The organism is Phytohabitans rumicis (assembly GCF_011764445.1).
GTDB classification, from domain to species: Bacteria; Actinomycetota; Actinomycetes; order Mycobacteriales; family Micromonosporaceae; genus Phytohabitans; species Phytohabitans rumicis.
This window is the reverse complement of sequence record NZ_BLPG01000001.1, coordinates 665,245-685,945: the sequence shown is the minus strand read 5'-3', so window position 1 is coordinate 685,945 and position 20,701 is coordinate 665,245. Positions and strand designations below refer to the sequence as shown.

At 72.4% G+C, this 20,701-nt stretch carries 20 protein-coding genes and 1 pseudogene; 13 read left to right on the top strand and 8 right to left on the bottom strand.

The window, feature by feature from the left end; genetic code table 11:
* Positions 1-6: 6 nt before the first annotated feature.
* The 4 genes from Prum_RS02965 to Prum_RS02950 are packed head-to-tail and all read left to right on the top strand — an operon-like array spanning position 7 to position 4,211.
* The gene (locus tag Prum_RS02965) at positions 7-249 is read left to right on the top strand and encodes a hypothetical protein (RefSeq protein WP_173073742.1); all 243 of its coding nucleotides are present in this window, start codon (positions 7-9) and stop codon (positions 247-249) included.
* Positions 246-1,487 carry a M28 family metallopeptidase gene (locus Prum_RS02960; RefSeq protein WP_173073740.1) on the top strand — a complete coding sequence of 414 codons (1,242 nt, stop codon included), beginning with the start codon at positions 246-248 and terminating at the stop codon, positions 1,485-1,487. Before Prum_RS02965 ends, Prum_RS02960 begins: the two co-directional genes overlap by 4 nt.
* Entirely contained in the window at positions 1,484-2,905 is a 1,422-nt protein-coding gene (locus Prum_RS02955; RefSeq protein ID WP_173073738.1) for an FAD-dependent oxidoreductase, read from the top strand. Before Prum_RS02960 ends, Prum_RS02955 begins: the two co-directional genes overlap by 4 nt.
* Before the next feature lies 1 nt (position 2,906).
* Positions 2,907-4,211, top strand: coding sequence for an MFS transporter (locus tag Prum_RS02950; RefSeq protein WP_173073736.1), 1,305 nt, complete (start codon positions 2,907-2,909; stop codon positions 4,209-4,211).
* Positions 4,212-4,275: 64 nt separating this feature from the next.
* Here Prum_RS02950 and Prum_RS02945 read toward each other — a convergent pair whose 3' ends face one another.
* On the bottom strand, positions 4,276-5,118 hold the full coding sequence (locus Prum_RS02945) for a PhzF family phenazine biosynthesis protein (RefSeq protein ID WP_173073734.1): 843 nt from the start codon (positions 5,116-5,118) through the stop codon (positions 4,276-4,278).
* Between the two features lie 29 nt (positions 5,119-5,147).
* Complete coding sequence (locus Prum_RS02940; RefSeq protein WP_173073732.1) at positions 5,148-6,602, bottom strand: alkaline phosphatase PhoX; 1,455 nt, start codon at positions 6,600-6,602, stop codon at positions 5,148-5,150.
* 112 nt (positions 6,603-6,714) lie between these two features.
* Here Prum_RS02940 and Prum_RS02935 point away from each other — a divergent pair, with 112 nt between their 5' ends.
* A complete protein-coding gene (locus tag Prum_RS02935; protein ID WP_173073730.1) occupies positions 6,715-7,437 on the top strand; it encodes a class I SAM-dependent methyltransferase in 723 nt (240 codons plus the stop codon).
* Positions 7,438-7,580: 143 nt separating this feature from the next.
* Here Prum_RS02935 and Prum_RS02930 read toward each other — a convergent pair whose 3' ends face one another.
* Positions 7,581-8,438, bottom strand: a complete 858-nt coding sequence (locus tag Prum_RS02930; protein ID WP_218576976.1) for a LacI family DNA-binding transcriptional regulator — start codon at positions 8,436-8,438, stop codon at positions 7,581-7,583.
* 108 nt (positions 8,439-8,546) lie between these two features.
* On the opposite strand from Prum_RS02930, the gene Prum_RS02925 reads away from it, so the two are divergent.
* The 3 genes from Prum_RS02925 to Prum_RS02915 are packed head-to-tail and all read left to right on the top strand — an operon-like array spanning position 8,547 to position 10,881.
* Positions 8,547-9,467, top strand: a complete 921-nt coding sequence (locus Prum_RS02925) for an amidohydrolase family protein (RefSeq protein WP_173073728.1) — start codon at positions 8,547-8,549, stop codon at positions 9,465-9,467.
* Positions 9,464-9,970: a cysteine dioxygenase gene (locus tag Prum_RS02920; protein ID WP_173073726.1), complete on the top strand. Its 507-nt coding sequence runs from the start codon at positions 9,464-9,466 to the stop codon at positions 9,968-9,970. Before Prum_RS02925 ends, Prum_RS02920 begins: the two co-directional genes overlap by 4 nt.
* A 53-nt stretch (positions 9,971-10,023) precedes the next feature.
* Positions 10,024-10,881, top strand: a complete 858-nt coding sequence (locus tag Prum_RS02915; RefSeq protein WP_218576975.1) for a MurR/RpiR family transcriptional regulator — start codon at positions 10,024-10,026, stop codon at positions 10,879-10,881.
* On the opposite strand, the gene Prum_RS02910 is transcribed toward Prum_RS02915, so the two are convergent.
* Complete coding sequence (locus Prum_RS02910) at positions 10,868-12,337, bottom strand: aromatic amino acid ammonia-lyase (protein WP_173073722.1); 1,470 nt, start codon at positions 12,335-12,337, stop codon at positions 10,868-10,870. The two genes, Prum_RS02915 and Prum_RS02910, sit on opposite strands and share 14 nt — an antisense overlap.
* Before the next feature lie 136 nt (positions 12,338-12,473).
* On the opposite strand from Prum_RS02910, the gene Prum_RS02905 reads away from it, so the two are divergent.
* From Prum_RS02905 to Prum_RS02890, 5 genes are read left to right on the top strand one after another with little or no spacing between them, the layout of a single operon-like run.
* Positions 12,474-13,532, top strand: a complete 1,059-nt coding sequence (locus tag Prum_RS02905) for an ABC transporter ATP-binding protein (protein ID WP_173073720.1) — start codon at positions 12,474-12,476, stop codon at positions 13,530-13,532.
* The gene (locus Prum_RS02900) at positions 13,529-14,185 is read left to right on the top strand and encodes an ABC transporter permease (RefSeq protein WP_173073718.1); all 657 of its coding nucleotides are present in this window, start codon (positions 13,529-13,531) and stop codon (positions 14,183-14,185) included. The genes Prum_RS02905 and Prum_RS02900 overlap by 4 nt, the downstream gene beginning before the upstream one ends.
* Positions 14,182-14,565 (top strand): ABC transporter permease family protein, encoded by a 384-nt coding sequence (locus Prum_RS50760; protein WP_246278716.1) that lies wholly within the window; start codon positions 14,182-14,184, stop codon positions 14,563-14,565. The genes Prum_RS02900 and Prum_RS50760 overlap by 4 nt, the downstream gene beginning before the upstream one ends.
* Positions 14,466-14,858 (top strand): ABC transporter permease, encoded by a 393-nt coding sequence (locus Prum_RS50755; protein WP_246278517.1) that lies wholly within the window; start codon positions 14,466-14,468, stop codon positions 14,856-14,858. The genes Prum_RS50760 and Prum_RS50755 overlap by 100 nt, the downstream gene beginning before the upstream one ends.
* Positions 14,859-14,892: 34 nt before the next feature.
* Positions 14,893-15,813 carry an ABC transporter substrate-binding protein gene (locus Prum_RS02890; protein WP_173073716.1) on the top strand — a complete coding sequence of 307 codons (921 nt, stop codon included), beginning with the start codon at positions 14,893-14,895 and terminating at the stop codon, positions 15,811-15,813.
* Positions 15,814-15,875: 62 nt separating this feature from the next.
* Here the strand turns inward: Prum_RS02890 and Prum_RS02885 are convergent, their stop codons facing one another.
* The 4 genes and pseudogenes from Prum_RS02885 to Prum_RS02875 form a co-directional block, all read right to left on the bottom strand.
* Positions 15,876-16,130, bottom strand: a complete 255-nt coding sequence (locus Prum_RS02885; protein WP_173073714.1) for an acyl carrier protein — start codon at positions 16,128-16,130, stop codon at positions 15,876-15,878.
* The gene (locus Prum_RS49120; protein ID WP_218576974.1) at positions 16,130-17,521 is read right to left on the bottom strand and encodes a non-ribosomal peptide synthetase; all 1,392 of its coding nucleotides are present in this window, start codon (positions 17,519-17,521) and stop codon (positions 16,130-16,132) included. Before Prum_RS49120 ends, Prum_RS02885 begins: the two co-directional genes overlap by 1 nt.
* A complete protein-coding gene (locus tag Prum_RS49115) occupies positions 17,518-19,140 on the bottom strand; it encodes a condensation domain-containing protein (protein WP_218576973.1) in 1,623 nt (540 codons plus the stop codon). The genes Prum_RS49120 and Prum_RS49115 overlap by 4 nt, the downstream gene beginning before the upstream one ends.
* A gap of 76 nt (positions 19,141-19,216) precedes the next feature.
* Positions 19,217-20,656, bottom strand: a pseudogene (locus Prum_RS02875) (class I adenylate-forming enzyme family protein); the annotation flags it as partial.
* Between the last annotated feature and the right edge of the window lie 45 nt (positions 20,657-20,701).

Genomic DNA, 20,701 nt, shown 5'->3' with positions numbered 1-20,701 from the left:
GGGGCAATGAGCGACGACGTGAGGCCTGTGGGCGGTTTCGCCGGTGACCCGGGGGCCGCGTTGGCCGTTGTCGGTACGGCGGGTTGTTGCGGCAACTCGCCCCAGACGGCGAGCCTGGTGCTACCCGATCCGGCTGCTGCTGGGGCGCCGTGTTGCGGCACGGTGGCCGAGGCGGACGCGGCCGGCGGCTGCTGCGGCGCGCAGGCCAAGGCCGGGGCGGTGGCCTCCGGCGCGGGCTGCTGCGGATGACCGCCACCCCGACCGGCGTCCCGGTCCGGCTTGATGGCCTGGACGGCCTGCTGACGGCGGTGTCCGGTGAGCGGATGGCCGCCACCGTGGCCGCGTTGGCCGGCGACGGGTTCGCGGGGCGACGGGTCGGCACAGCCGGCGGCGCCGCGGCCTGCGCATGGCTGGCGCAGCAGGTGGCCGGCCTGGGCGCCGCGGTCCGCTCGGCGCCGTTCCCGGTCCGGTCGGTCCCGCGGATGTACGCGGCGCCGACGATCCGGTGGCACGACGGCGACGCCGACAGTGAGCTGCGATTCGGCCGAGATGTCGGGGTGCATCTGGCGTCGGCCGACATGGCTGTTGTCCGGCGGGGTGGGTTGGCGGTGGCCGGCGTAGGTGATCCGGCCGGGCGGTGGCTGGCCGTCCCGGCGGCGATGAGCCTGTTCGACGCGTTCGGTCACGCCGGCGGGGCGGCCGGTCTGCTCCTGCGTGCGGAGGTCGACGCGGATGGCTGGCAGTACACGATGCTGGCCGGCCCGAACCCGGGACCGCTCCCGGTCCTGACCGTGAATCCGGCGACCTTTACGGCCGTGGAGCGGGCTGCGGCGGCGGGCGTGGGCCGGCTGTCCGGGAACACCCCGGTCCGGCGGCTGGACGTGACCGGCACCAACCTGCACGCCTGCCTCACCGGGCCCGGCCATGGCTCGGAGGTGTTGCTGACGGCGCACTACGACGGTGTGGGCGACCTGCCCGGGTTGCGGCAGCCGGGTGCGGCGGACAACGCCAGCGGCGTCGCGGTCGTCCTGGAGGCCGCCCGCATCCTCGCGGCCTCGCCACCGCCCGGGGTCGGGCTGTCGGTGGCGTTGCTGGACGGGGAGGAGACCGGTGCGCTGGGCTCGGCACATCACGCCGCCCAACTTGGCCAGACGGGCGCGGCACCGTCGGTGATCAACATCGACGGCGCCGGCCAGTTGCATCAGGCCGCCGCCGTGGAGGCCGGAGGTCCCGCGCATGGGCTGCTCGCGGCGCTGGACCAGGCCGGCCGCCGCACCGGGCTGGCGTTGGCGGCGGGGCCGGTGGCCTCGGACAACCGGCGCTACGCCGCCGCCGGTTTGCCGGCCGTCGGGATCGGGGCCGGGATGGGCGGCTACCACAGCCCGGCCGACACCCCGGACCGGGTGGACCCGGGCACCATGACCGCCATCGCGCGGCTTGTCATCGCCACGGTGTGGCACATTTCTACGTCGAGGGAGTTGTTGTGAGCATCAGTGTGGATGGCCTGCCGGTGGTGGTGATCGGCGCCGGCCCGGTCGGTTTGGCGGCTGCCGCGCATCTGGCCGAGCGTGGGATCGCGTTTACGGTGGTGGAGGCCGGTGATGGTCCGGCGGCGGCGGTGCGGCAGTGGGGGCATGTGCGGTTGTTCTCGCCGTGGCGGTACAACATCGACCACGCCGCCCGGCGGCTGCTGGTCGAGGCGGGGTGGGTGGAGCCCGATCTGGACGTGCTGCCCACCGGCGGGCACCTCGCGGCCGACTACCTGCAGCCCCTGGCGGACCTGCCCGCGCTCAAACCGCACGTGCGGTACGGCGCCCAGGTGGTCGCGGTGACCCGGCTCGGCGTGGACCGGGTCCGCACCGCCGGCCGCGAGCAGGCCCCGTTCCTGCTCCGGCTCGGCACCGGCGAGGACCTCTACGCGCGGGCGGTGATCGACGCGTCCGGCACCTGGGCTATTGCGAACGTGCTCGGCGCGTCTGGCATCGCCGCGCATGGCGAGACCGCCGCCGCCCGGTTTGTCGAGCCGGCGCTGCCGGACGTGCTCGGCGGCGACCGGGACCGGTTCGCCGGCAAGCGGACCGTCGTGGTCGGTGCGGGCCATTCGGCGGCCAACACGCTGCTGTCCCTGGCGCGGCTGGCCGACCAGGTGCCGGGTACCCGGGTGGTATGGGCGATCCGCTCGGCCGGCCCGGCCCGCACCTACGGCGGCCAGGACGCGGACGCCCTACCGGCCCGGGGTGCGCTCGGCTCGCGGCTGCGTGAGCATGTCGAGGCCGGCACCATCGAGCTTGTTACCGGCTTCGCCGTGCACGCGGTCACCCCGGCTGCGGATGGGGGTGTGGACGTGTCGGACGGCGCCCGGGTGATCACCGCGGACCGGATCGTGTCCGCGACCGGGTTCCGCCCGGACCACGGCTTCCTCGCCGAGCTGCGGCTGGACCTGGACCCGATCCTCGGCTCGACGAGGGCGCTGGCGCCGCTGATCGACCCGAACGAGCACTCCTGCGGCACGGTCCCACCGCACGGCGTCGACGAGCTGGCCCACCCGGAGCCGGGCTTCTACGCCATCGGCGTGAAGTCGTACGGCCGCGCGCCGACGTTCCTGATGGCCACCGGCTACGAGCAGGCCCGCTCCGTCGTCGCCGCGCTCGCCGGGGACTGGCAGGCCGCCCGCCAGGTGCACCTCGACCTGCCCGAGACCGGGGTGTGCAACAGCAACCCGATCGTGGACAGCGACACCGTCGACGCCGGCGCGGGCTGCTGCGGCACGCAGGCCACCACGAGCCCGGCCGGTCGTGGTCTGGCGACCGGCGTCGCGGGTGGGTTGCTGTCCGCACCGCTGACCCTGCTCCCGGTCGTCCAACCGTCCACTGTGGACGGTGGCCAGGGCGGCTGCTGCGGCTGACATGACCCCGCAAACGGCATCGATGGCCGCCGGCCGGCGGGTCGGCGGCCACGAGCGGGGATCGGCGCGGTGGCGGATGGTCGCCGCGCTGGCGGTCACCCAGACGGTCGGGTACGGGGTGCTGTACTACGCCTTCGCGGTGGTGTTGCAGCCGATGGCCGCCACCTTGCACGCGTCGACCGCTGTGGTCACCGGGGCGTTGACGTGTTCGGTGTTGGCCGGTGCGGTGATGGCGGTGCCAGTCGGCCGGTGGCTGGACCGGCACGGCGGCCGGGCGCTGATGACCACCGGGTCAGTCCTGGCCACCGTGCTGGTGCTGGCCTGGTCACAGATACGCACGGTGGCCCAGCTGTACCTGGCGTTGATCGGAGTCGGGCTGACCGCCGCGATGGTGCTGTACGAGCCGGCCCTCACGGTCGTTGTCTCATGGTTTCCGCCCAGGCAGCGGGCGAAAGCGGTCCTCGCGGTGATCGCGGTGGCCGGGTTCGCCAGCACCATCTTCATGCCGCTGACCGGCATCCTGCTCGATCGGTACGGGTGGCGTACCGCGCTGGCGGTCCTGGCCGTGGTGTACGGCGTGGTCGCGGTGCCGCTGCACGCCCTGACCGTCCGCACCCCACCAAGAGCGGAGGAGGCCGCCGGGCGGCCGAGGGCTGATCGTCGCCGGGCGGTGGTGCGGGCGGCGGTGCGCGATCGCCGGTTTTGGTGGCTGGCGGTCGCGTTCGTCGCGCACGGCGCCGCGATGAGCGCGATCACCGTCCACCTGGTCGGCTTCCTGGTCCACAAGGGACACCCGGCCACGTTCGCGGCGACCGTGGCCGGGCTGCTGGGCGTGCTGTCGGTGACCGGCCGGCTGGTGCTGACCGGCCTGCACCGCCGCCTACCGCTGCACGTGCTCGCCGCCGTCGTGTTCACGGTGCAGGCCACGGCAGCGGCCGGCCTGACGGTCGTGGCCGGCAGCCGGATCGGCGCCGCCGCCGCGGTGGTCGCGTTCGGGATCGGGTTCGGTGTGGCCAGCCTGGTCAAACCCGCCCTGCTGGCCGACCGGTACGGCACCACCGCCTACGGCACCCTCGCCGGCGTCCTGGCCACCCCGATCACCGTCGCCAAAGCCGCCGCACCACTGGCCGCCGCCGGCCTCATCGCCACCGGCGGGTACCCGGCGATGCTGGCCGCGGTCGGCGCCGCCTGCCTGCTCGCCGCCGTCGGCATCACCGCCCGCGCCTCCACGCCCACGCCGGTCTCCGACATCCACCCCACGCGTGCCGTCGAGACGGCTGGTCAGCTGGCGGCAGCCAGCGATTGAGGTAGCCGACCAGGCCCTTCATCACCAACGCGGCGCTGCCGAGCGTCGACGGCGGGTTTCATCGTCACAGGGTGGCGGTGCCGCGGAAGCAGGTGGTCGTCGCCCCGCCGACCCAGACGGTCCCGTCAGCGTCGGCTGTGATCGTGATGTCGCCGGCCCGGCCCAGACGCGCACCCTGGGAAACCCGGTAGCTGCTAGGCGCCGCGCCCGTGCTCGTCAGCCACTGCCCGACCGAGGCGTTCATGCTGCCGCAGACGGGATCCTCGGCCACCCCGACGCCGGGCGCGAAGCTCCGCAGTTCGAACGCGTACTCCGAGCCCGACGGGTAGGCACCGACCGCACCCACCATGGCCGTGGGGATCTGCGACAGGTCGGGCTCCAGATCGAGCACCTCTTGCGCGGTGGCGAGCTGGACAACGGCCCAGCCGGGGCCGTTGTCGACCCACTGGTGGGCCAGCACCCGGTCGCGGTCGATGCCGAACGCGGCGACGATCTTCTCCAGGTACTCATCCTCGATGTCCCCGGTGCGCCGGGTGGCCGGAGCGGCAAACGACAGTAGGCGCTCGCCGCGGCGCACCTGGACAAGCCCGGCGCCGCACTCCTGCACGACGCGGTCTCCGCGACGAGGGCTCCCGCCGTGCTCAAGCCAGGCGTGGGCGGAGCCGAGTGTGGGATGACCGGCGAACGGAAGCTCACCACCGGGAGTGAAAATCCGCAACCGATAGTCCGCCTCAGGGGTCGTGGGCGGCAGCACGAAGGTCGTCTCCGACAGGTTCGTCCAGCGGGCGACGCGCTGCATTGCCTGATCGTCCAAGTCGGCCGCGTCGAGCACGACAGCGACCGGGTTCCCGAGGTAGGGGGTCGAGGAGAACACGTCGACCTGGGCAAAGTCGCGAGAACGAGGCACGTGGATCGGGCCTTTCGAGTTGTGGCTGTTTAGCCCAGGTACTTTTCCCACGGGCCGGTGATGGCCAGGGTGAGGCCGGGGTCCTGCATGTTGACGAAGAGTACTGTGCCGTCGGCGGTGAAGGTCGGGCCGCAGAACTCCGAGTCGTTGAGTTGGTTTCGGGCGATGGCGTAGGTCGGGCCGCCCGGGATCGCGCTGAGCACGTGGGAAGCGCCGGCGCCGTCCTCGGCGAGTACGAGGCTCCCCCACGGGGTGACGGTCACGTTGTCCGGGCCGTCGAAGGTCAGGTCGTCGTACCTGGCCGGCGCGCCGTCCTCCGCCGTGGTCTGGTGGGGGAAGTAGGTAACCAGCTGGATGGTCTGGGCGCGGTAGTCGTAGAACCAGACCATGCCGTCGTGCGGAGCGGCGTCCGCGGGAAGGTCACCCTCGTCCCAGGCGTAGGAGTTGACGACGTACACGCCCTCGTCGGTGCCCCACACGCCCTCGAACTTCCTTCCGCGGGTGACCTGGCCCTCGGTGAACTGTTCGCGCACGGGTGTGGTCTTCGCGTCGCGCTCGGGCACCTCGATCCAGCGCACCGGGAAGGGGCGGCCCAGCTGGGCGGAGGTCAGGTAGGCGACGTCGGGCAGCACCGAGCCGTCGTCCATGATGATCTGCATCGCGGCCAGGGTGCCGGCGTTGGCGGCGAGACGCGTGAGGACGCCGGGACCCAGCTTGACGCCACGGGGTGCGGTCCACCGGTAGAAGAGGCCGTTGGGCCCGTCGGCGTCCTCGGAGAGGTAGACCTTCGTGCGGTCCTTGTCGATCGCCAACGCCTCGTGGGCGTAGCGGCCCAGGCACTTGATCGGCCGCGGGTCTGCGCTGCCGTCGGCCCAGACCTCGAAGACGTAGCCGTGATCCTTCTGGAAGACCCCGGAGCGGTCGCCCTCCTCCCATTCGTCGCCGGCCCGGTCCTCGGTCTCCTCGCAGGTCAGCCACGTGCCCCACGGGGTGGGCCCGCCGGCACAGTTGCTGACCGTGCCGGAGATGGCGACGAACTCACCGAGGTTGCGGCCCGCACGGTCGGTCCTGATCACGGTGCAGCCGCCGGCGTCGACCGCGCCGGGGTCGTAGACGGTGCCCCTGACGTGCGGCACGCCCGACTCGGCGCCCGGGTCGATCTCGTGGTTCTGGATCAGGGTGTACCGGCCGTGGCCGGCGTCGTAGACGGCCATGCCGTCGTGGTCGGAAGGGGTCAGTCCTTGACCCTTGTCGAGCCGGGTGACGCCGGTCCGGGTGACGATCGTGTAGCTGAAGCCTTCTGGCAGCGCCAGAATTCCATCGGGGTCGTCCACGAGCGGCGGGAACGGCTTGCGACCGGTCCCGCCCACCGGCCGGGGGAGGTTCGGGTGGGCCTGGGCGAGTGACGGGAAGCCACCGGCGACGGCAAGGCCCACTCCAGCGGCCGCGCCGCCGGCAAGGAAGTTACGACGAGAGGCAGGCACGTGCGTATCTCCTGTTCAACAGAGTGCGACGACGAGCAGCCAACTCCTGCGGACCGACTCCGACACGCCGTTCACATGAGCTGTCGGTGACATCGAGGGTAAGAATCGGTCTGTGTTTTCGCCTCAAGGCCCGTCTCTGGGTGAACTGTGCGTCCAGGCGCTGTCCTCGGTCGAGCGCGGCTACGACCTGCTGGCTCCGAAGTTCGACCACACGCCGTTTCGTACCCCGCAGAGCGTTCTCGGGGCGACCGCCGACGCGCTGTCCGGACTCGGGCCGTTCAGCCACGGGCTGGACGTGTGCTGCGGCACCGGCGCGGGCATGCAGATTCTCGGGCCCCTGTGCCAGGAACGGATTACCGGCGTCGACTTCAGCGCCGGCATGCTCGCCCAGGCTCGGAGCGCGCACCCGGACGCCACGTGGGTACGGGCCGACGCCCGGGCCCTGCCTTTCGCCGAGGACTTCGATCTCGCGGTCACCTTCGGAGCGCTTGGGCACTTCCTGCCCGCCGAACGGCCCGCACTCTTCGAGGGGGTGTACCGCGCGCTGCGGCCCGGCGGGCTCTTCACGTTCCCGATCGGGTCGCCGCCGCCGCTCGCCTCGGTCTCGCACTGGGCCACGCTCGGATTCGACGTGGCAATGCGGGTCCGCAATGCCGTGTGGCGTCCCCCGTTCGTCATGTACTACCGCACCAGCCCGCTGTCCGCGGTCCGCGACGACCTGTCGGCGGCCGGCTTCACCACGACCGCCGTCGCCTTGACCGTCCTGGGCCGGCACCGGGACGGCAGCCCGCGGTGCCGGCTCATCCTGGCGCGTAAGCCGGCAGAGGGGCACTGACTACGGCGGTGTGCTGGTCGAGGCGCGGTTGCGCAGGACGGGCGGCCGGATCACGCGCTGGCGGCGTGGCTTGCCTTCGATCGCGGCCACGACCATGCGTACCGCCGCCCGCATGATGCTGCCGATCTCCCAGCCGACGGTGGTCAGGCCGGGGAGAGCAGCCCGGAGACCGGGTGGTCGTCGTAGCCGGCGACCGACACGTCCTGCGGTATCCGCAGGCCCAACTCGGCCGCGGCGGCGTACGCCCCGTAGGCGATCGAGTCCGAGAAGCAGAACAGGGCGGTGGGCCGGTCGCGTTCACGCAGCACGCGGCGCGCGGCCGCGGTCGCCGCGACCAGGTTGTGTCCGGAGGTGACGATCGAGACGGCCAGGCCGAGCCGTTCCGCTTCGGCGGCGACGTGCACCTCGGCCGGCCGGTCCGGGGTGCTGGCCCGGCTCGGAGTCAGCACGGCGATGTTCCGGTGCCCGAGGCCGGCCAGGTGCTCCAGGGCCAGCGTCACCCCGGCCCGGTTGTCGAACAGGACCTCGCCCGCGGTGCGCGCCGCGACCAGTGAGTCGCCGATGCAGACCATCGGTACCGTGTCGGCCAGGGCCGCCCAGCCGTCGGCGGACGGGTCGACCGGCGACACGATGAGGCCGTCCACCCGCTGGTCGCGCAGTTGGTGGGCGATGGCCAGCTCGCGCTTGGGGTCGCCGCCGGCGTCGAGGATCAACGCGTACCGGTCGCGGGCCAGCAGTTCGCGGCCGATGCCTGCGGCGAGTTGCTGTTGCCACAGGTCCTCCAGCGAACCGCACAGCACTCCGACCAGCCCGGTCTGGCCGCCGGCGAGCGCGCGGGCGATGGGGTCGGCCTCGTAGCCGAGCTCGGCCGCCGCCTTGCGGACCCGCTCCTTGGTCTCGTCGGAGACCTGGAGCCCGCGCAGCGCGTAGGACACCGCGGCGGTGGACAGCCCGGTCGCCTCCGCAACCTCACGTAACGTTGCGCGTTTGTTTCGAGGCACGCGGCCAGCGTAGCGGTACGGCTGTCGCCCATCCCCACGCAGCGAGACGAGCCTTGACACGCGGCCATGTTAAGCGATTCACTGAAGCGCTTAACTGAAACGCTTAACATGGGTGAAACCTGGGAGGTCGGCCTGCGGATAGATGTCCACCAGCACCTGTGGCCCGAGGAGTTCGTCGAGGCCCTCCGGCGGCGTGCCCGGCCGCCGCGCCTGACGGGCTGGACGCTGCATCTCGACGGCGAGGCCGACTTCGCCGTCGACCCCGCGCAGCACGATCCGGTGGTACGCGCCGCCGAGGTCCGCGCGCAGGGAGCCAGCCTGGTCCTGGTCTCGCTGTCCAGCCCGCTGGGTATCGAGTGGCTCGCGCCGGAGCAGGCGTACCCGCTCATCGACGCCTACCACCGCGGTGCCGCCGCCCTACCGGCTCCGTTCCGGGCGTGGGCCGCGGCCTGCCTGAGCGAGGTCGACCCGGCCGCGCTGCGCGAGCAGCTGGGGCGGGGCTTCGTCGGACTGCAACTGCCCGCGACGGCGCTCGCGGATCCGGCCGGCTACGCGCGCTGCGCCCCGCTGCTGGACCTGCTGGAGGAGGTGGGTCTCCCGCTCTTCGTGCACCCGGGCGCCGCGCCGCCCGCCGCACCGGTGCCGTCCTGGTGGCCGGCCCTCGTGCCGTACGTGCACCAGATGCATCAGGCGTGGTACGCGTTTCGCGCGTTCGGCCGCCCGCGCCATCCCCGGTTGCGGGTCTGCTTCGCCATGCTGGCCGGACTGGCGCCGCTGCACGGCGAGCGGCTCGCCGTGCGCGGTGGTACGCCGGGGGTCGTTGACCCGTCGATCTTCCTGGACACCTCGTCGTACGGACCGCGCGCGATCGATGCGACCATCCGCGCGCTCGGCGTCGACGGCATCGTGTTCGGCACCGACCATCCCTATGCCGGCCCGGCCGACATGCGGCTGGGCGTCGCCGCCGAGCACGCCATCGTCGCCACCAACCCAGCCCGACTGCTCGCCCTGAAAGGAGACCACCGATGACCTTCTCGACCGCGTTCACCCGTGACCTGACCCGATCGGAGCTGCAAGCCCTCGTGGACGACCTGGCCGCGCGGCGCGACGCCTGGCAGGCGCAGGTGGCCTTCTCCGACACCCAGCGGCACTATGTCTCGCTGCACCGCGACGAGCATGTCGACGTCTGGCTGCTGTGCTGGACCCGCAGCAACGACACCGGTTGGCACGACCATGACATCTCGTCCGGCGCCGTGCGGGTCGTCCAGGGCGCGATCAACGAGCACAATCCCCGGATCGGCGGCGACCACGTGGCCGCGACGATACCGGCCGGCCAGTCGTTCCACTTTGGACCTGAGCACATCCATCGGCTCACCGGCGGCACGGACGACACCGTCACCATCCACGCGTACTCTCCGCCGCTGTGGCGGTTGGGCCAATACACCATCGACGGCGACGGTCTGATGCGCCGGGTGTCCGTCAGCTACGCCGACGAGCTGCGCCCGCTCGACGCGTACCCCGCGATGTATTGACCTATGCTTCGACATACGCTGTGAATATCGCTGTACGGCTGGAGGGAGCGGGTGTGACAGACGGTGCCGCGTCGGCGACCGAGCGCCTGTTGGCACTGTTCAACGGCCACCGGCTCTCGCCGACCCAGCGGCGGATCGCGCAGTACCTGCTCGACCACATGCCCGAGGCGGCGTTCCTGTCGAGCGTCGACGTGGCCGAACGTGTCGGGGTGAGCCAGCCGTCGGTCACCAGGTTCGCGATGGCGCTGGGCTTCTCCGGCTATCCCGCGATGCGTGACGCGCTGCGGCCGATCGCGTTGCGCGCGACGAGCGCTCCGGACAGCCAGGAGGACATCCGGCGCAACGAGTTCCAGGCGGCCGTGGACGCTGAGATCCGCAACCTGACGGCGCTGCGCGACGCGCTCGCAGATCCCCGCCCCGTGCTCGACCTCGGGCGCGACCTGTCCGGGTCGAGGCCGCTCACCGTGCTCGGCTCGCGGATTTCCGGCCCGCTCGCCGCGTACTTCGCCTACGGCGCCAGGCGCATCCATCCCGACGTCCGGCTGGCCGGCGGCGGCAGCACCGTGGCCGACGAGCTGCTCCAGTCGCGCGAGGCCGGGGGCACGTGGGTGCTGGCCTTCGCCATGCCGAGGTACGCCGCCGAGCTGCGCGCCGCCCTGCGCTGCGCTCGCGAGCTGGGGCTGCGCACCGCCGTGATCAGCGACGTGCTGATGCCGTTCGCCAGCGACGTCGACGTGTCGCTCAGCGCCGGCGTCGGCTCGCGGCTGGTCTTCGACTCGTACGCGGGACCGACGGTGCTGGCCACGATCCTGCTGCAGGCGATCGCCGACGCCGAACCCGACCGCGCCCAGCGGCGGCTGGACGCGTACGAGCAGTTGGCCGAGCGGCACGGCTTCTTCATAACGGGCTGATGCCGGGGTAGGTGGCGAGCAGGTCGGCGGCGGCCCGCAGGTCCGCGTCCAGGTTGCGGTCCGTGGTGGGCTCCGGCAGTACGGCGGCGGCGAGGTCGAACGCGTCGCGGGCCAACCCCGGGGCGGGCGCCGTGCCGCGCATCCGCAGTGCGCGGATGGCCGCCACCAGTTCGACCGAAAGGATCACCCGGTACGCCGCCACGGCCTGGGTGGTGTTGCGAGCGGCCTGGGCGGAGAACGGTGCGTGCTCCTCGACTCCGCGGGACACGACGGCGCTGGCGAGGGTCGCCGGCGTGGCGCAGTGGCGCAGGTCGGCGAGGGCGGACTGGGCCACGTACTCCAGGATCATCAGTCCGGACGACCCGGCGGGACCGGCGGCCAGGAACGGCGTCAGTCCCGTGATCGCGGGCTCCAGCATGGTCGTGGTGCGCGCGACCGACAGCGCCGCGGTCTGGTAGAGCCCGATGCGCAGCGAGTCCAGTGCCAGGCCCAGGTGGGCCATGTGGAAGTTCGCGTTGTGCAGGATCCGGGAGCCGGCCACGTCCACCAGCGGGTTCTCGCCGGCGGCGTTGAGCTCGACCGCGAGCGTGCGGTCCAGGGCCGCGGCCGCGTCGACCGCGGATCCGTGCACCTGGGGCATGGCCCGGTAGCTGTAAGGGTCCTGGATTCGCGCGGACCGCGTTGGCTGGCCGCGCAGCAGCCGCCGCAGGCTCGCCGCGACCGCCTGCTGTCCGGGGTGGGGTCGGGCACGCTGGACGAACTCGTCGTACGCCTCGATGTTGCCGTCGGCGCCGAGGAAGGCGAGCGCGCTGATCACGGTGGCGGCACCGAACAGGTCCGACAGGTTCGCGCAGGCGAGCGCGGCCTCTCCGATCAATGCCGCGTTGGAGCTGACGAAACCGACGGCGTCGGCCGGGTCGAACTGCACCGCTGGCACCTGCCCGCCCCGCCAGGGCAGCTCGCCGAGCAGGCACAGTGCGGCGCTGGCCAGCGCGCTCAGGTCACCGGTGCCGATGGCGCCGAAGGTGTACGCGGTGGGTGCCAAGCCGCGGTTGAGCGCCTCGGCCAGGGCGGTGAGCACCTCGGGACCGACCCCGGAGCCGCCAGCCGCGAGCTGGTTGAGCCGGACGACGAGCATGGCGCGGGCGATCACCGGGTCGAGCAGCGGGCCGGCCCCGGCGGCGTGGCTGCGCAACAGCCGCAGGCCGTGCGCGTCCCCCGCCGACGCGTCGGATCCCGGCTCCGGTGCCACCGTTACCAGCCGGTTGGCGCCGACGCCGGTGGTGCGCCCGTAGACCGGTCGCCGGGCGGCCAGCTCCTTGACCAGCGCGTGGGCGGCCGCCGCCCGGGCCAGGCCGGCGGCGTCCACCTGGACCGAGGCGCGGTCCTGGGCCACGCGGCGGACCTCGGCGCAGGTGAGCCCCGCACCGTCGATCAGCACGTCCGGGTGCGACATGGCTTCTCCTCGATGGGTGTCCGCGTGAGCGCACATGTGACGGACAGGTAAAACCTCATCGCCATTATCTTGACAGTCTCTTCATGCGACAAGAGCATGAATACATCCATTCACGGGCGGCTCTTGCGGAGACACCTTGATCACGTTTGCCGAGGTAACCAAGCGGTACCCGGACGGCACCGTCGCCGTCGACCAGCTCAGCCTCGATATCCCCGCGGGCAAGATCACTGTTTTCGTCGGGCCCTCGGGGTGTGGGAAGACCACGACACTACGAATGATCAATCGGATGGTCGAGCCGAGCTCGGGCACGATCCGGCTCGACGGAGAAGAGATCGGCAAGTCCGACCCGCCCACCCTGCGCCGGCGGATCGGGTACGTCATCCAGCACGGCGGGCTCTTTCCCCATCGGACGGTCGTGGACAACGTCGCCACCGTCCCGTACCTGCTGGGTTGGGACCGCCGCAAGGCTCGTGGCCGGGCGATGGAACTGCTCGAACTCGTCGGCCTGCCCGCGTCGTTCGCCAGGCGGTACCCGTACCAGCTCTCCGGCGGCCAGCAGCAGCGCGTCGGCGTCGCCCGCGCACTCGCGGCCGACCCGCCGGTCATGCTGATGGACGAGCCGTTCAGCGCCGTGGACCCGGTCGTGCGCAAGAGCCTGCAGGAAGAGCTGATCCGGCTCCAGGCCGAGCTGCACAAGACCATCGTCTTCGTGACCCACGACATCGACGAGGCGATCCGCCTCGGCGACCAGGTGTGCGTGCTGAAGGTGGGCGGCCGGATCGGGCAGTACGACACCCCGGCGAACCTGCTCGCCGCCCCCGCCGACGAGTTCGTCGCGCAGTTCCTCGGCGAGGACCGGGGCCTGCGGCGGCTCGCCTTCCTCGGCTCCGACGGCCTGTCCCTGGCCACCGATCGCATCGTCACCGCGGGCACGGCCCCGGCCGGGCTCGACTGGGCGCTCGTCGTCGACTCCGACCGCCGCCCGGCCGGCTGGTCGAACGCCGGCGACCCGGACCTGCTGCCGTGCGCGCGCACCTTCACCGTCGGCGTCGACTCGTTGCGCTCCGCCCTGGACAGCGCGGTCCTCAACCCCTCCGGGCTCGCCATCGGCGTCGACGGCGACGGCCGCGCGGTCGGGCTCGCCGACCAGTCGCAGATCACCGAGCGGCTGCGCACGCCGGTGGCGGGCCAATGAGCTGGGACTGGCGCTGGAGCTGGATCGGCACCCATCTCGACCTGCTCGGCGAACTGCTCGTCCAGCACGTCTACCTGGCGCTGGTGCCGGTGCTGATCGGCCTGGCGATCTCCCTGCCACTCGGTCTGTGCTGCGTACGCTGGCCGCGCCTCTACCCGTTCGTCCTGGCCGTGACGAGCACGATGTACGCCCTGCCGTCGCTGGCCCTGTTCGTCGTGCTCATCGAGTACACCGGGTTCAGCGGGTGGACCGTCATCATTCCGCTGACCATCTACACCCTGGCGGTACTGGTCCGCAACGTCGTCGACGGCCTGCACTCGGTTCCCGACCACGTACGGCAGGCCGCTGTGGCCATGGGCTTCTCGGCGGCACGGCGCCTCATCCAGGTGGAGCTGCCGGTGGCCGTACCGGTCGTGTTCGCCGGGCTGCGGGTGGCCACGGTGGCGAACATCAGCCTCGTCAGCATCGGTTCGCTGATCGGCATCAGCGGCCTCGGCCAACTCTTCGTCGACGGCATCCAGCGCAACTTTCCCACCCCGATCGTCGTCGGCATCGTGCTCACGGTCGCCCTGGCGGTGCTCGCGGACGCGGCGCTGGTACTGCTCCAACGCGTGCTCACCCCGTGGAGCCGGACCAGAAGGACCACAGCATGAACATCGTGCAACTCGTGCTCGACTGGTTCACCGATCCCAGCCAGTGGTCCGGCCCGGACGGCATTCCCAACCGGGTGGCCGAACATCTCTACTACTCCGGGCTGGCGCTGCTGATCGCGGCGGGCATAGCGCTGCCGCTCGGCCTGCTGATCGGCCACACCGGCCGGGCCGGCTTCCTCGTGGTGAACTCGGGCAACGCCGCCCGCGCGCTGCCCACCCTCGGCCTGGTCGGGCTGGCGGTGGTGGTGTTCGGCATCGGGCTCGTGCCCACCCTGGTCCCCTGGTCGCGCTGGCGATCCCGCCGATCCTGGTCAACACGTACGAGGGAATCCGGCAGGTCGACGCGGAGCTGCGCGACGCGGCGCAAGGCGTCGGCATGACCGGTCCGGAGGTCCTGCTCCACGTCGAACTGCCGGTCGCGCTGCCGCTGATCATCCTCGGCCTGCGGACCGCGGCGATCCAGATCGTGTCCACCGCCACGATCGCCGCGTACGTGGGGCTCGGCGGGCTCGGCCGCTACATCTTCGACGGACTGGCCCGGCGGGAGTACGAGGTCATGGTCGGCGGTGCCGTCCTGGCCGTGCTGCTGGCGCTGCTGACCGAAGCCGCCTTCGCCCTGCTGGCCAAGGCGACCGTCGCCCAAGGCGTACGCCACCGGGCGACCGCACGGTGACCACCAGATAGATCCCCCGAAAGGATTACCCAGGATGAACGCCAAAATCCGAATGGTTGTCGCCCTTGCCGGCGCGAGCGCGACGCTGGCGCTGGCCGCCTGCGGCGGAGACGACGGCTCCAACCCGCTGGACTCAGCCGGAGGCGGTGGCGCCGGCGAGGTCGTGGTCGGCTCGGCCAACTTCCAGGAGAACGTGCTCCTCGGCGAGATCTACGCACAGGCACTGGAGGCCAAGGGCGTAAAGGTCACCCGGCAGTTCAACATCGGCGCCCGCGAGATCATCTACGACCAGATCAAGTCCGGCAACCTCTCGATCCTGCCGGAGTACAACGGCGCACTCCTGGCGTACCTCGACAAGGCCGCCACCGCGACCGGCACCGCCGACGTCAACGCGGCGCTCGTCGCCAAGCTGCCCGCCGAGCTGGAACTGCTGACCTCAGCGGCCGCGGAGGACAAGGACTCGGTCGTCGTCACCAGCGAGACCGCGTCCAAGTACAACCTCAAGTCGCTCGCCGATTTGTCACCGGTCGCCAAGGACCTCGTGCTCGGCGGCCCGCCGGAATTCAAGACCCGCACCCAGGGCGTGGTCGGGCTCGCCAGCACGTACGGCATCGAGTTCAAGGAGTTCAAGTCGCTGGACACCGCCGGCCCGATCACCGTGGCCGCGCTGAAGAAGGGCGACGTGCAGGCGGCCAACCTGTTCACCACCGACCCCGCGGTCCCGGAGAACGGGTTCGTCGTCCTGGAGGACCCGAAGAACCTGTTCAGCTCGCAGAACGTCACCCCGCTGGTGAACAAGGCCAAGGTCAACGACACGATCCGCGGCGCCCTCGACGCGGTCTCGGCCAAGCTCGACACCACCACCCTGGCCGCCCTCGACAAGAAGGTGATCAGCGACAAGCAGGACGTCGAGACGGTGGCCAAGGAGTGGCTGAGCGCCCAAGGGCTCGTGTGACGGTGAGTGGGGCCGGTACGGTGCGGGCGGCGCGTGGCGCCACCCGCACCGCTCGCGCTGCGTCACGGCTGAGGCGGGTTGGCCAGCATGTCGACGATGTGTTCCACGGTGATCCGGCGTAGGTCGGTGCCGCCCAGGTCGAGGTCCACCTCGTGCGCGGCCTCCACGGCGTCGATCAACCGCAACCAGCCCAGTGAGTCCAGGCCGAGATCGTGCAGCGGCTCGGCGCCGGCCAGCGCGGCGTTGGCCGGCACGGCGCCGTCGGTCGCCTGGGCGATGAGGGTGGCGACCCGGCGTCGAAGCTCGGCGCGTTCCATCAGCGCCCGCCCGCGACGCCGGCGAGCGACCGGTGCACGATCATGGCGATCTCCGCGACCGTGGGTGTGTCGAAGAACGCGTCCAGCGGCACCTCGACGGCGTACCGCTGCCGTATCCGGCTGCTGATCCTGGTGATCGTGAGCGAGTGGCCGCCGAGGTCGAAGAGGTCCTCGTGCGGGCCGATGTCGTCGACCTGGAGCACGTCCTGCCAGATCGCGGTCAGCTCGGTCACCACCGGGTCGCCGCCGCCCGCGCCCGCCGCGGCGGGATCCGGATCGGTGGGTCCCGGGCGGGGTGGATCCGGCAGCGCCGCGCGATCGAGCTTGCCGTTCGGCGTGCGCGGCAGATGGTCCACAGTGGACCAGATGGTGGGCACCATGACTGCCGGCAGCGTCTCGGCCAGGTGCCGCCGTAAGTCGGCCGGCTCCGGGGGCGTACCGCGCGGCACCGTGTAACCCACGAGGTGCGTGCCGCGCAGGACGACCGCGCCCTCGGCCACCCCGGGGTGGGCCAGCAGGCGGGCCTCGATCTCGCCCAGCTCGACCCGGTGCCCGCGGATCTTGACCTGGTTGTCGTCGCGGCCGACGTAGACCAGCCTTCCGTCGGGCAGCCACGCGCACCGGTCTCCCGTGCGGTAGAGCCGGCCGCCGGGCGCGAACGGATCGGGCCGGAAGCGCTCGGCGCTGAGCGCCGGGTTGCCGAGATAGCCGTCGGCTACGCCGTGGCCGGCCAGGTAGAGCTCGCCGGTCAGTCCGGTGGGGACGGGCCGCTGCGCCTCGTCCAATACGTACGCTCGGGTGTTGGCTATCGGCCGGCCTATCGTGACCCGGTCCAGGTCCGGCGGGATCTCCTCGGCGGTGGACCAGATCGTCGTCTCGGTCGGACCGTACACGTTGAACAGTCGGGCTACCCGGGGCCGCAGTTCGCGGGCGAGTGGCAGCGGCAGCGCCTCCCCGCCGGTGAGCGCGACCACCGCGTCGCGGCCGTCGAAGCCGCCGTCGAGCAGGATCCGCCAGCCGGAGGGCGTGGCCTGCACGTGGGTGACCCGCTGGCCGTGGATCAGCCGACGCAGCCGGGTGCCGTCGGTTGCCGCTCCCTCGGGAGCGATCACCACGCGTCCGCCCCCGATCAGCGGCAGGTACAGCTCCAGCGCGCTGATGTCGAACGACAGCGACGTCAGCGCCAGCCACCGGTCGGTCGGTCCGCTGCCGAGCAGGTCGCGCATGCCCAGCAGCAGGTTCGCCAGCGCGCCGTGGGAGACCGCCACCGCTTTGGGCGCGCCGGTCGAGCCGGAGGTGTACATCACGTAGGCCAGGTCGCCGGGCGTCGGTGGGCGGCCCGGGGCGGGCGGTGGGTCCGCGGTCGCGGCGAGGTCGGCGGGGTCCGTCACCACCAGCGCGGGGCGGCGTGAGCGAGGATGAAGGACCGCCGCGCCGCCGGGTACGCCGGATCCACCGGCACGTATGCCGCGCCGCAGCGGGCGATGGCCAGCAGCAGCACCAGGGACCACCAGGATCGCGGAACGCAGACGGCGACCAGCGACCCGGCGCCGACACCGCGCCGGCGCAGGATCGCGGTGAGGCGTGCGACGGCGGCGTCGAGTTCGGCGTACGTCAGGACGCGTTCACCGTCCACAATGGCCACCCGATCCGGCCAGGTGCGCACAGACGCCGCCAGGAGCGCCGGCAGCGTGCTGTCGGGCGGGTACGGCCGGGCCGTGTCATTCCATTCCCGCACGATCCGGTGCCGTTCGGCAGGTGGCAGTATCGGCAGTGCTGCCGCCGGCTGGTCATGGCCGTCCACGATGGACGACAACACGGTGGCCAGGTGCGCGCCGATCCGCTCCACCGCGTCGGTCGCCATCGCCTCGACGCTGTGTTGCAGGGCGATTCGCGGGCCGTCGGGCGCATCGACGATGAGCAGGTTCAGCGCATTGCGGGCCGCCGGAGCCGGGAAGAACCACTCCATAGTGGACGAAACGCCGGGGAAGCGTGGCTCGGTGGGCTGGCGCCGGTAGCTGACCGACACCGCGGTCAGGGCCGCGGACGGGCGCAGTCCGCTGACCGCACGGGCCAGCGGCACCGCCCGCACGTCGTACAGCTCCCGCAGCCCGGCGCGGACCGTGCGGGCGTACTCGCGAACGGTGCCGCGCAAGGGGGTGACCGCCAAAGGCAGTTCGTTGACGAACAGGCCGACCTCGCCCGCGGTTGGCGCGGTTCGGGTGGACAGCGCCACCGACACCGGCAGGCCGGCGTTGCCGTACCGGGCCAGCAGGGCGTGCACCGCGGTGAGCAGCAGCTCGAACCGGGTGACGCCGAGCCGCCGCGCGGCCGGGTCGATCCGGGCGGCCAGCTCGGCGGGCAGCGCCAGGTGGACGGTGCCGCCGGGCCCGGCGCCCGGCGGCTCCCGCCGCAGTCCGGGCAGGACGGGGTCGGGCGCCGGTGACCAGCGGGACGTCCAGTAGGCGCGGGCCCGGGGCAGGTCGGCGGCCACCCGCTCGCGGTCCGCCGCGACGGAGCTGGCCGGCGGCGCGACCGGTCCGGCCAGCTCGACCAGGTGGCCGGCGAGCGCGGCGCGGTAGGCGGCCGCGAGGTCGCGGGCCAGCACGTCCTTGGAGTGCCCGTCGAAGACGAGGTGATGGGCGACGACCAGCAGCAGGCTGCGGCCCGGGCCGGCGGTGAGCAGGGTGAACCGGGCCAGTGGGCCGGTGTGCAGGTCGAACGCGCGGGCGACCTCCGCGCGAATGCTCTCCTCGGAGAGCTCGCCGTGTTCGAGTGCGATCTTCATGGCGGCCGGGACCAGCACCGGTACGTCGCCGTCGATGGCCACCGCATTGCTCAGCGCCGGGTGCCGTTCGACCACTGCCGCGCACGCCTCGCCGAGCGCCCGCTCGTTGAGGCCGGCGCCGAAGTGGATGCCGAACGCCATCTGGTAGGCCCCGGCGGCGACCCCGGCCCGCTCGGTGAACCAGACGGCGTGCTGGGCGTGGCCGGTCTCGGTCGTGCTCACGGTGCTCCTGTCCGGTCGGGTTCGCCGGTGTCGGCGAAGAGGGGGCGAGCTGTCGTTTGAGGACCTTGCCGGCCTCGTTGCGCGGGAGGTTGTCGCGTACCAGCAGGTGCGCGGGCAGTTGGTAGTCGGCCAGGCGGGTGGACAGGAAGCCGCGGATCGCCGGCAGGGTCAGCGCGCCCTCCGGCGTGGCGGCGCGCGCCACGACGACCGCCGCCAGCACCGATTCGAGAACGGGGTGCGGTACGCCGAGCACAGCGGCCTCCGCGACCTGGGGGTGCTCGTGCAGGGCGGCCTCGACCTCCACTGTGGAGATCCGGTAAGCGCCGGACTTGACGACGTCCTGGCGCCGGTCGGTCAGGTACAGGTAGCCGTCGGCGTCCAGCCGGCCGAGATCGCCCATGCGAACCCAGTCGCCGCGGAACGTGGCGCGGCTGGTGTCCGGATCACCGTGGTAAGCGCGCGGATACGGCGAGCGCAGCCACAACTCGCCGGTCTCGCCGTCCGGGAGCGGGTTGCCGGCGCTGTCGGCGATCATCAGCGTGCCACCGGCCGGGCGGCCGAGGGCGGCCGGCCGGGACGGGTCGAAGATCATGCTGACCTCGGCGGGCGCGGCCTCGGTCGAGGTGTAGTAGTTGACGATGGCCGCGTTGGGGAACGCCGCGGCCAGCCGCGCGGCCACCGCCGGCGGCAACGCCGCCGCGGTCGAGCCGACCAGGTGGACGCCGGACAGGTCCTGCCCGGCGAGGGCGCCGCAGTCGAGCAGCTCGATCGCCAGCGACGGTACGAGGAAGACGGTGCCCACCCGGTCCGTGCCGAGCAGCCGGGCGAACCGGGCCGGCGTCGGTCGGGCGAGGGTCAGTGCGCCGGGTCGCGCGTACAAGGCGTTGAGCAGCATGGTCTGCGCCGCGTTGGTGCCGATGGCGAAGGCGTGTGCGAACCGTTCGGAGTGCGCCAGCCGCAGCCGGCGCGGGTGCGTGGGCGCGCCCAGGGTCAGGTTGGCGTGGGTGGCGACAACACCCTTGGGCCGGCCGGTGGTGCCGGAGGTGTACAGGATCTGCGCGATGTCTTCCGGGCGTACCGGTGCCGGCTCTCCAGCCATCTTCGAGCCGGACGCGAGCAGATCGGGCACGGACGCCGTCCATACCGCCGCCGGCACGCCCGCCGGCCGGGCCACCCCGTGGCCCTGCAACACGGCGGCGGCCGCGCAGTCGGCCAGCGCGTGGCCGAGCTGGCCGGGCGAGAGCCGGTCCGACAGCGGTACGGCCACGCCCCCGGCCCGCTGGATCCCGCAGTAGGCGACGGCGAAGTCGGGCCAGTTCGCGGCGCCGTACCGCAGCGTGACCCGGTCGCCGCCGCGTATGCCGCGCTCGCGCAGGGCGGCCGCGACGGCGCTGGCGCCGGCGTCCCACCGCGCGAGGGTGAGGGCAGGCCCGCCGGCCACCTCGATGGCCACGTGGTCCGGCTCCAGGCCCGCGCGCCAGGCGAGAAACCCGGACACGGTACGGGGCGGGCTCATGTGGTCTGCCTCCTCGGCAAGCCGCGCGGCGTCGGGTCAATCCAG